The organism is Stenotrophomonas pictorum JCM 9942 (assembly GCF_001431585.1).
In the GTDB taxonomy this organism is placed as follows: Bacteria; Pseudomonadota; Gammaproteobacteria; order Xanthomonadales; family Xanthomonadaceae; genus Stenotrophomonas; species Stenotrophomonas pictorum.
The window spans coordinates 83330-93396 of sequence record NZ_LLXS01000020.1 but is presented as its reverse complement, the minus strand read 5'-3'; the positions used below and the strand labels follow the sequence as shown (position 1 = coordinate 93396).

At 66.4% G+C, this 10067-nt stretch carries 12 protein-coding genes; 10 read left to right on the top strand and 2 right to left on the bottom strand.

Annotated elements, in window-relative coordinates:
- Positions 1–87 precede the first annotated feature (87 nt).
- The 9 genes from bioA (at position 88) to ARC78_RS08260 (ending at position 8656) form a co-directional block, all read left to right on the top strand.
- Positions 88–1374: an adenosylmethionine--8-amino-7-oxononanoate transaminase gene (gene bioA, locus ARC78_RS08295; RefSeq protein WP_241772704.1), complete on the top strand. Its 1287-nt coding sequence runs from the start codon at positions 88–90 to the stop codon at positions 1372–1374.
- Positions 1371–2021: a dethiobiotin synthase gene (gene bioD / locus ARC78_RS08290; protein ID WP_054660356.1), complete on the top strand. Its 651-nt coding sequence runs from the start codon at positions 1371–1373 to the stop codon at positions 2019–2021. The genes bioA and bioD overlap by 4 nt, the downstream gene beginning before the upstream one ends.
- 85 nt (positions 2022–2106) lie before the next feature.
- Positions 2107–2397 carry a hypothetical protein gene (locus ARC78_RS08285; protein WP_054660358.1) on the top strand — a complete coding sequence of 97 codons (291 nt, stop codon included), beginning with the start codon at positions 2107–2109 and terminating at the stop codon, positions 2395–2397.
- An 86-nt stretch (positions 2398–2483) separates the two neighbouring features.
- Complete coding sequence (locus ARC78_RS08280; protein ID WP_054660360.1) at positions 2484–3566, top strand: SPFH and helix-turn-helix domain-containing protein; 1083 nt, start codon at positions 2484–2486, stop codon at positions 3564–3566.
- On the top strand, positions 3563–4768 hold the full coding sequence (locus tag ARC78_RS08275) for a TFIIB-type zinc ribbon-containing protein (protein ID WP_057506073.1): 1206 nt from the start codon (positions 3563–3565) through the stop codon (positions 4766–4768). Before ARC78_RS08280 ends, ARC78_RS08275 begins: the two co-directional genes overlap by 4 nt.
- Positions 4769–4927: 159 nt before the next feature.
- Positions 4928–5074 carry a hypothetical protein gene (locus ARC78_RS16760; RefSeq protein WP_157722938.1) on the top strand — a complete coding sequence of 49 codons (147 nt, stop codon included), beginning with the start codon at positions 4928–4930 and terminating at the stop codon, positions 5072–5074.
- Between the two features lie 290 nt (positions 5075–5364).
- Positions 5365–6696, top strand: a complete 1332-nt coding sequence (locus ARC78_RS08270) for a c-type cytochrome (protein WP_057506072.1) — start codon at positions 5365–5367, stop codon at positions 6694–6696.
- Positions 6697–6707: 11 nt separating this feature from the next.
- Complete coding sequence (locus ARC78_RS08265) at positions 6708–7610, top strand: c-type cytochrome (RefSeq protein ID WP_054659880.1); 903 nt, start codon at positions 6708–6710, stop codon at positions 7608–7610.
- Positions 7611–7639: 29 nt separating this feature from the next.
- Positions 7640–8656, top strand: coding sequence for a hypothetical protein (locus ARC78_RS08260; protein WP_054659878.1), 1017 nt, complete (start codon positions 7640–7642; stop codon positions 8654–8656).
- A gap of 76 nt (positions 8657–8732) precedes the next feature.
- Here ARC78_RS08260 and ARC78_RS08255 read toward each other — a convergent pair whose 3' ends face one another.
- Positions 8733–9122 carry a DUF6165 family protein gene (locus tag ARC78_RS08255; protein ID WP_054659876.1) on the bottom strand — a complete coding sequence of 130 codons (390 nt, stop codon included), beginning with the start codon at positions 9120–9122 and terminating at the stop codon, positions 8733–8735.
- 146 nt (positions 9123–9268) lie between these two features.
- Between ARC78_RS08255 and ARC78_RS08250 the strand changes: the two genes are divergently transcribed.
- Positions 9269–9706 (top strand): hypothetical protein, encoded by a 438-nt coding sequence (locus ARC78_RS08250; protein WP_054659874.1) that lies wholly within the window; start codon positions 9269–9271, stop codon positions 9704–9706.
- A 75-nt stretch (positions 9707–9781) separates the two neighbouring features.
- On the opposite strand, the gene ARC78_RS08245 is transcribed toward ARC78_RS08250, so the two are convergent.
- Entirely contained in the window at positions 9782–9979 is a 198-nt protein-coding gene (locus ARC78_RS08245) for a heavy-metal-associated domain-containing protein (RefSeq protein ID WP_054659872.1), read from the bottom strand.
- Between the last annotated feature and the right edge of the window lie 88 nt (positions 9980–10067).

Genomic DNA, 10067 nt, shown 5'->3' with positions numbered 1-10067 from the left:
GCGGCGCACGTGCGCCGCTGCGGGCGAGGGCGTAAGGTACGCGCCCTGCAAGCCGCCTCCCGCGCGGCGTGGTTCTGGATGATGGTGATGGATCAATTCGACCGTGAGCACCTGTGGCATCCCTACAGTGCGCTGGGCGGCCCGGTGCCGGTGCTCAAGGTCGCCCGTGCCGATGGCGTGTTGTTGCAACTGGAAGACGGTACCCGCCTGATCGACGGCATGGCCTCGTGGTGGTGCGCGGTGCATGGCTACAACCACCCGGTGTTGAACCAGGCCGTCATCGGGCAGCTGGGAAAGATGGCGCACGTGATGTTCGGCGGGCTCACCCATGAGCCGGCGATCGCGCTGGGCAAGGCGCTGCTGGAGATCGTGCCGGCGGGGCTGGAGGCGATCTTCTACGCCGACTCCGGTTCGGTGTCGGTGGAGGTGGCGCTGAAGATGGCGGTGCAGTACCAGGCCGCACGCGGCAAATCCTGCAAGAACAACATCGCCACCACCCGCTCCGGTTATCACGGTGACACCTGGAACGCGATGTCGGTGTGCGACCCGGTCACCGGCATGCATGGCCTGTTCGGTGCGTCGCTGCCGGCGCGCTGCTTTGTGCCGGCGCCACGTACGGGATTTGACGAACCGTGGGATGAGCGTGATATCGCGCCGGTCGCGCAACTGTTCGCCGAGCGCGCTGACACGCTGGCGGCGTTCATCATCGAGCCCATCGTGCAGGGCGCCGGTGGCATGCGCTTCTATCATCCGCAGTACCTGCGCGAGCTGCGGCGGTTGTGCGACGCGCATGACGTGCTGCTGGTCTGCGACGAGATCGCCACCGGCTTCGGCCGCAGCGGGCGGTTGTTCGCCTGCGAGCATGCCGGTATCAGTCCGGACATCCTGTGCATCGGCAAGGCGTTGACCGGCGGTTACATGACTTTGGCCGCGACGCTGTGCACGCGCACGGTGGCCGACACGATCGCCAGCGGCGAGCCGGGCGTGTTCATGCACGGCCCCACCTTCATGGCCAACCCGCTGGCCTGCGCGGTGGCGGCCGCCTCGATCCGGCTGCTGCGGTCGCAGGACTGGCAGGGCACGGTGGCCGCGATCGAACACCGCCTGCACGAGGGGCTGGCGCCGGCACGCGCGCTGCCGCAGGTGGCCGATGTGCGGGTGCTCGGTGCGATCGGGGTGATCGAGCTGAAGGCGCCGCTGCGGCTGGAACGCATCCAGCAGCGCATGCTGGAGGCGGGCATCTGGATCCGCCCGTTTGGACGGCTGGTGTATGTGATGCCGCCGTATGTGATTGAACCGGCGCAGCTGCAACAGCTGTGCGAGGGCATGGTGGCGCTGGTGGCCAGCCTGCAGGACGAGGATATGCGCGCATGAACGGCAAGGTGGTATTCGTCAGTGGCATCGATACCGATATCGGCAAGACCGTGGTCACCGGCTGGCTGGCGCGGCAGTGGCTCGAGCAAGGGGACAACGTCATCACCCAGAAGCTGGTGCAGACCGGTTGCGTCGGTGCGTCCGACGACATCCTGATGCACCGCCGCATCATGGGCTGTGATCTGTTCGAGGAAGACCGCGATGGCACGACGATGCCGGTGCTGTACGCCTATCCGGCCTCGCCGCACCTGGCCGCGCGGCTGGAACAGCGTGAGCTGGATCTTGCCGCGATCGAACAGGCCACCGCGCGTTTGTGCGCGCGCTATGACACGGTGCTGGTGGAAGGTGCCGGTGGCCTGATGGTGCCGCTGACCGCGCAGCTGCTGACCATCGACTATGTGGTCCAGCGCGGCTGGCCGGTACTGCTGGTGACCTCCGGGCGGCTGGGCAGCATCAACCACACACTGCTGTCGCTGGAGGCCATTGCCGCGCGCGGCATCACGCTGCACGGGGTGGCATGGAACTGCCGCGACGACAGCGATGATGAAGTGATCGCCGCGGACAGCCTCGGTTTCATCCGTGCGCATGTGGCGCGCCATTTTCCGCAGGCGCAATGGTACGAGGCGCCGCGGCTGGAGCTGGCCTGACGGCCGCGGCGCCCCGGGGACGCGCTTGCCATTGGCGGCAACGCTGGGTATATGAATGGATCATGTCTGCGGAAGGAGCCCTCTGATGACGTTCGCATTTCCCGCGTTCCACGAACACATCCTGCCCGGTGCACACACTGTCGAAGCCGTGGAAGCGGCCATGCGCAAGGCCGGCTGGCAGGATATCCGCCGCCACGGCAGCACCGTGATCGCCAAGGTCGGGTTGAATCTGTTCTCGTTCGGTGAAACGGTGGCCATCACCCTGGCACCGGGCCACGCGGTATTCCGCAGCACCTGCATCCTGGCCACGCAATGCCTGGACTGGGGCAAGAACCGGCGCAATATCGATACCCTGCTGGCGGCACTGCGCGCCTGATTGCACCGGTACCCGGGGCCGGCGACCCTGCGCTGGCTCTGCTCGTTCCGTCTTAGAATCGGCCCTCAGACGATTCGGGAGGCGGTATGAGCATTCTGGGCTTCATCAAGAAAGAGCTGATCGAGATCATCGAGTGGACCGATGACTCGCGTGACACGCTGTCCTACCGCTGGCCGGACGAGGATCGCCAGATCAAGAACGGCGCGCAGCTGATCGTGCGCGAATCGCAGATGGTGCAGTTTGTCGCCGCCGGCCAGTACGCCGACCTGTTCGGTCCCGGCAAGCACACGCTGAGCACGGCGAACATCCCGGTGCTGTCCACCCTCCTGGGCTGGAAGTACGGCTTCGAGTCGCCGTTCAAGTGCGATGTCTATTACCTCAATACGCGCCTGTTCACCGGCAACAAGTGGGGCACCGCCAACCCGGTGATGATGCGCGACGCCGATTTCGGCGTGGTGCGTCTGCGCGCGTTCGGCACCTACGATTTCCGCATCGTCGACCCGCCGAAGTTCCTCAAGGAGGTGGCGGGTACCGACCAGAATTTCCGTCTGGACGAATTCGCCGACACCATGCGTTCGCGCATCGTCAGCGTGTTCACCGAGGCGCTGGCCAGGGCCGGTGTGCCGGCGCTGGATGTGGCGCAGCGCTATTCCGAACTGGGCGAGGCGCTGCTGCCGATCATCAACCCGGCCATGTCCGGCAAGTACGGCATCGAGATCACCAGCTTCGTGCTGGAGAACGTGTCGGTGCCGCCGGAAGTGGAACAGGCCATCGACAAGCGCTCGAGCATGGGCGTGATCGGCAACCTCAACGACTACGTCAAATACCAGATGGGCCACGGCATGGGCGAGGGCGGTGAAGGAGCCGCTGCCGCCGCGGTGCCGGCGCAGATGGCGATGGGCTTCGGCATGGCGCAGGAAATGATGCGCGGCATGCAGGGCACCGCACCGGCCGCCGCAGGTGCGGCGGTGCCGCCGCCATTGCCGGCCGCCAGCACGGATGCACCGGTGTTGGACGTACTCACCCCCGAGCAGGCCGCGCAGGCCTTGTCGGTGTCGGTGGAGGACGTGATGGCCGCCATCGCCACCGGTGAGCTGAAAGCGCGAAAGATCGGCACGGCCACCCGCATCGCCCGTTCGGCACTGGAAGAGTTCCTGCGCGGCGGATGAACAACGCAACGGTTGGTAAACATCCCTGTCCCGAATGCGGCGGGGATCTGCAATGGAATGCCGGCAAGCAGGCGCTGGCCTGTCCGTACTGCGGCACCGTGGTGCCGCTGGCGCAGGCCGCCGACGGTGTGGGCGATGGCAGTGCCGCTGTGGTCGAACAGGACCTGATGCAGGCGCTGGCGCGGCTGCAGGCGGCCGAGCGCACGCAGCCTCCACCGCTGCCGGCGGAGCAGGCACGCCCGGGTGGTGTGCTGGGCCTGCTGCAGAGCATGGCGGCCACGCCTGCCGCGCAACGCGGCTATGGCGCGCAGTCACGCGAAGTGCAGTGCCAGAGCTGCCATGCGATTTCGGTATTCGTCGCCGGCAAGGTGGCCGACCGCTGCGAGTTCTGCGGCTCGCCCTCAATCATCGATCACCAGTCGTTGGGCGATGCGATCACCCCGCAGAGCCTGCTGCCGTTCAAGATCAGCGACGGGCAGGTCCGTGATGGCATGCGCAAGTGGTACGGCACGCGCTGGTTCGCGCCGAACCGGCTCAAGCGTGCGGCGTTGACCGATACGCTCAAGGGCGTGTACCTGCCCTACTGGACGTTCGATGCGCAGGTGTCCGCGCGCTGGACGGCCGAGGCCGGCTACCACTATTACGTGACGGTGAGTTACCGCGACTCCAACGGCAATACCCGGACCCGACAGGAGCAACGCACGCGCTGGGAACCGGCGGCGGGCTCGCTGCGGCATTTCTTCGATGACGAGCTGGTGCCGGGTACGGTCGGGGTGCATATGGCGCTGCTGCACAAGATCGGCAGCTTTCCGACCACCACCGATCTGAAGGCCTATTCGCCCGAGTTCGTGCGTGGCTGGACGGTGGAGCGTTACCAGGTCGATCTGCGCCAGGCCGCGCAACAGAACGTGGCGCAGATGCAGGCGCAGACAAACGCGCTTTGCGCCGAGCAGGTACCCGGTGATACACACCGCAATCTGCAGGTACAGGCCGATTACAGCGCGCGCACCTTCAAACACATCCTGGTGCCGGTGTGGCTGGTCAGCTACACCTATGGCGCGCGCAGCTACCAGGTACTGGCCAACGGCTACACCGGCGAGATTGCCGGTGAGCGTCCTTACAGTGCGTGGAAGATCTTCTTCGCGGCGGTGACCGCTGCGCTGGCAGTGATGGCATTGCTGTATGTGCTGGGAAATCTCTAGGCCTGCCGGTTGCCGGGATGAGGCTGGCTGCGGCAGCGACCGGACGTGGTCCCGGTGCCGCCGCGGGCGTCTGGTGGTCTCCCCCTTTAAAACCGCTGGAGTGGCCCCCATCTGATCGGCTTGTGGTAACAGCAACAAGGGAGGCTTATGCAAGCCGACATGACTGGATGGATCCAGTGCAGGAAATGCAACGCGGTGTACGAGCCCGCGATCAAGGTGCTTGAGCGGGTGTGTCCGCAGTGCCTGTCGATCAAAACCGTACGTCTGGACGTGGCCACGCTGCTCCAGCATCACGCAATCGCCTGACACCAGGCACAACCGATGGGCCAGGCATTGCCTGGCCTTTTTTCTGCAGCGGCCACGTACCCTCCGGTACCGGTGCAACGCCGCAGGCCAGCCTTCAGTCCGGCGATGTTCCGGCTTTGCCTATGCTGGCGGTTGGATCCTGCGCCGTCCGGGTGGAATGCCGCAACGCCCTTGCCTTTGCACGTTTTGCGCGTTGCGGTGCGGCAGACGCGCGGCGGTGATTGATCTGGATCATGACCCCGCGCAGACGGCCTCGGGAGAATGGCCGCGCTCCCGGTAAGGCAGGTCGCATGAAGAAACTCACGAAGCTGGTGTTGGTGGTGGTGTCGGGGATGGCGGTTGCCTACGGTGTCGCCCGCTCCACGCCACACTGGTTCGCACCGCGGCAGGTGGCCGAGGTCGATATCCACGATCGCGCGCTGATCCAGCGCGGTGAATACCTCTCGCGCGTGGCCGATTGCGCCGCCTGCCACACCGCTCCCGGCGGCAATGCGTTTGCCGGCGGGCTGGGCATGCAGACGCCGATGGGCACCCTCTATTCGACCAACATCACCCCGGACAAGGCCACCGGTATCGGGGGCTACGACTACGCCGATTTCGAACGGGCGGTGCGCCGTGGCATCCGCGCCGATGGCCAGCCGCTGTATCCGGCGATGCCGTATGTGTCCTACATGATCAACTCCGATGAGGAGATCAAGGCGCTGTATGCCTACTTCATGTCCAGCGTGGCGCCGGTGGCGCAGACCAACGCCGCGACCACGATTCCGTGGCCGGCAAGCATGCGCTGGCCGCTGTCGTGGTGGCAGCTGATGTTCGCCCGTCCGCGCGAGCACCGGGTGGATCCGGCACTGGATGCCAGTGCGCAGCGTGGCGCCTATCTGGTGGAGGGCTTGGCCCATTGCGGGGCCTGCCATACCCCGCGCGGGCTGGCGTTCCAGGAGAAGGCGCTGGGCGAGGACGGCAGCGGCCAGTTCCTGTCCGGCTCGGTGCTCGAAGGCTGGTATGCCAAGAGCCTGCGCGATGAGGATATCGGCCTGGCGACGTGGAGCGAGGCCGAGATCGTCGAGTTCCTGCGCAGCGGACGTACCGATCGCACCGCGGCCTTCGGTGGCATGGCCGATGTGGTCCAGCACAGCACCCAGCACATGAGTGCCGAAGATCTGCAGGCGATGGCGCACTACCTCAAGCAGCTGCCGGCGCGTGCCGAACGTGCGCCGCAGTGGAAGCCGCGCGCCGACACCACCACCGCGCAGCTGCGCGCCGGCGACTACAGCCAGCCCGGTGCGCTGGGCTACTCGGAGCATTGCCAGGCCTGCCACCGCGCCGACGGCAAGGGCGCGCCGCGCATCTATCCGGCGCTGGCCGGCAACTCGATCGTGTTCTCCGACGATCCCAGTTCGCTGATCCAGGTGACGCTGGCCGGTGGCCGTACACCGCAGACCGCGCATGACCGCATGGCGTTCACCATGCCCGGTTTCGCCCAGATTCCCAACGCCGAGCTGGCCGACATCCTGAGCTTCATCCGCAACAGCTGGGGCAACCATGCCAGCGAGGTGACGGCCAACGATATCGCCCGCATGCGGCGGGTGATCGCGCACAAGCCCGTGCACTACGTGCCCTAGGAGGCCGCGCAATGAACAAGTCATGGATGGCGGCCGCTGCCGCCCTGCTGCTGGCCGGTGCCGCCGGCGCCTGGCACGCCTACACGCCCCCGGATCTGGATGCGCCCGAGCCGGTGCCGATGGAGGTGCTGGACAAGGATGGCAAGCTGCTGGGCCATCATCTGGCGCCCAGCGCGCAGGAGATCGCCGGGCTGTCCAACGCCGCGCAGGTGATGCTGGGCCGGCGCCTGCTCAATGAAACCGCGCGGCTGCTGCCGGACAACGTCGGCAACGGTCTGAACTGCAACTCCTGCCATATGGCCAACGGCCGCGAGCCGCTGCGCAACCACTACCTCAATACCGGCGGCAACTACCCGCGCTACATGCCGCGGCCGGGCAAGGAGATCGATCTGGCCGAGCGCATCAACGGCTGCTTCGTGCGCTCGATGAACGGCAGGAAGCTGGCGGTGGAATCGGCCGAGATGCAGGGCATGCTCGCCTACATGCACTGGCTGGGCCGCGGGATGGCCAAGGGCGCGAAGGTGTCGGGCAAGACCGAAGGACCGATCGACATGTCGCTGCGGCCCGATCCGGTACGCGGTGAACAGATCTACGCCGCGCAATGCGCCTCCTGCCATGGCAACAACGGCGAGGGCATGAAGGACGCCTCCGGCGACTACCTCTTCCCGCCGCTGTGGGGCGAGGAGTCGTTCAACATCGGCGCCGGCATGGCGCGATTGAGCAAGGCGGCGGCGTTCGTCAAGCACAACATGCCGCTGGCGGTGACCTACGAGCCGCCGTTCGGACAGACGGTACTGCCCGACCAGGATGCGATCGATGTGGCCGAGTACTTCATCAAGCAGCCGCGGCCGGATTTTGCCGGCAAGGTCAACGACTGGCCGCGCGACAACAAACCCAAAGACGCCCGGTACTGATCGTGCCGTTGGCAACCAGGAGTACAGGAATGCAGATTGTTTCCCGCGGAATCCTCGCCATGGCCATCGCGGCCGGCTGCGCGCCGCTGGCGGCGCTGGCGCAGGACAGCGGCCCGACCACGACGCTGTCCACGCAGATCTTCGCCAACGCCAGCCAGCTGGACCGCGATGGTGTGGAGACCGCCGATGAGGGATTGGCGATCGACCTGAAGCGCACCTTCGTGACGCTGGACCACCGCTTCAACGACCGCTGGTCGGCACAGATCACCACCGATGTGCAGTGGAACCGCAACAGCGATCCGACCGATGTGTGGCTGCGCCATGCCTACCTGCAGCGCGGCTTCGGCACGGGCAGCTGGCTGCGGCTGGGTAATGCGCCCACGCCGTGGATCGCGCAGGAGTCCGCGCGCGAAGGGTTCCGGTATGTGGACGCCGGGTTGATCGCACGCACCAAGATGGGCGCGCCGGCCGACTACGGGGTGCATGGCCAGTACCGCCACGGGCCGCTGGTGTATGCGGCCTCGGTGGTGACCGGTGGCGGCTTCCAGAAGCCGCGGCTGGGCAACCGCGCCGATGTGGAGGCACGGGTGGGCTGGACGCCGCTCAAGGGCGTGGAATTGGCCGCCGGTGGCTATCGCGGCACGCGCGCGCAGGATGCCGGCAGCAAGCCGCATGTGCACACCGCGCAGCGCTGGAACGCGATGGCCAGCTGGGTGGGCGAGCGCAGCCGCGTCGGCGCGCAGTACTTCCGTGCCGAAGACTGGACCCGCATCACCGAGCCCGGCAGCGATGACCAGCGCGGTTGGTCGGCGTGGAGCAGCTACCAGTTCACCCCGCAGTACGGCGTGTTCGCCCGCTATGACGAAACCCGTATGAGCCTGGATATCGATCCGATCACGCGCGAGCGCTATCACCAGCTGGGCGTGGAGTGGAAGCCGAACAAGTACCTGCGGCTGGCCGCGGTTGGCAAGCGCGTGGAACAGGCTTCGAAGCAGAAGGCGATGGAAAGCCACGAAGTGGGCGTGTGGGCGCAGCTCGCATTCTGAGCCCGATCAGCGGTGGTGAAACGCGATAGGCCAGCGTTGTGACGCTGGCCTTTGCTTTCCGGACCAGGCCGTGGGCTTACTCGCCCTGGTACTGCTTCTCTTCCACCAGCGCCGAACCGGCCACCCGGTTGATCTGGTTCTTGACCGCCACGCGCTCGCCATTGGTGCCATAGACACCGCGGGCCAAGGCGATGAACTCGGCACCGAAGTCCTGCGCCGCTTCTTTGTCGCGCAGCTGGTCCTGGATGTCCCACATGCGCTCGTTGATGGCCTTGAGCTGGTCCTTCAGCGGCGACAGCTCGGTGCGCGCGCGCTGCTGTTCCAGCCACAGCGGCCACAGGCCATCCAGTTCGGTGCGCACGTTGGCCAGCTTGGCCGCATCGGTGATGCGCTCGGCCTTGATTTCCAGGATAGTGATCTTGTCGATCAGCTCACCGATCGATACCGGGGTCAGGAGGGTCTGCACGTTGCCGCTGCCACTTCAGAAGATGAGGGCCATGATACCGCCGGTCACCGTCGCTTAGCCCCGGAAAGGTTGCCGATGTTTCGGTAGTGGTCGCGCCTGCTTGTGGCCGCGCACAATGCGGGCCCGCCCCTGCCGTGGAGTTGCCGATGTTGTCACCGCGTTCCGTCGCCGTCGCCGTCGCCGTCGCCGTGCTGTTGGGCGGTCTGGCCTGCCTCGCCACTGCTGCCGCGAGCGATGCGCCCGCACTGCAGGGCGCGTGGCAGCTGCAATCGGGTGAATCCGTCAACAAAGAGGGTGCGGTGGTGGACTACGCCAGCCAGAAGCTCGCCGGCACCAAGCTGCTGGCCGACGGCCGCTTCGCCTTCACCACCACCAGCGACGGAAAGTTCTGGGCTGGCGGTTCGGGTACCTATACCACCGAGGGCGGGCGCTACGTGGAAACTCCGCTGATGGCGTCCTATCCGCTGGAGAGCGGCGGCCTCTACGAGTTCCGTTACACGCTGGAAGGCGATGTGTGGACGCTGGAACGCTGGGACGGTGAGCGTCGGGTCGAGCGCGAGGTGTGGCGGCGCGTGGCGCGCTGAAGTGCGCGCATGTCCCTTGCGCCGGACTTGAAGACGGGCTCCGGTGCCGGTTCAGCCCCGACCCACCGGGGCCGGTCAGTCCTGTTGTGCCGGCGGGAAGCCTGCTGCGTCCAGCGCCTCGATGAAATCGGTCGCCGGGTGGCTGGACTGGATCTGCACGGTCTTGCCGGCCAGATCGATGTCGATGGTGGCAGCCGGGTCCACGTCCTTGACGGTCGCGGTCACGCTGCGGGCGCAGCCGCCGCAGGTCATGCTGTCGATATGCAGTTTCATCGGGAATCTCCACTGGGTGGGGGCATGGTGGGGCTTGCCAGTGTGGCAAGGTCAAGCACCGGATAAGGCTTGACCCTGCCATCGTGGG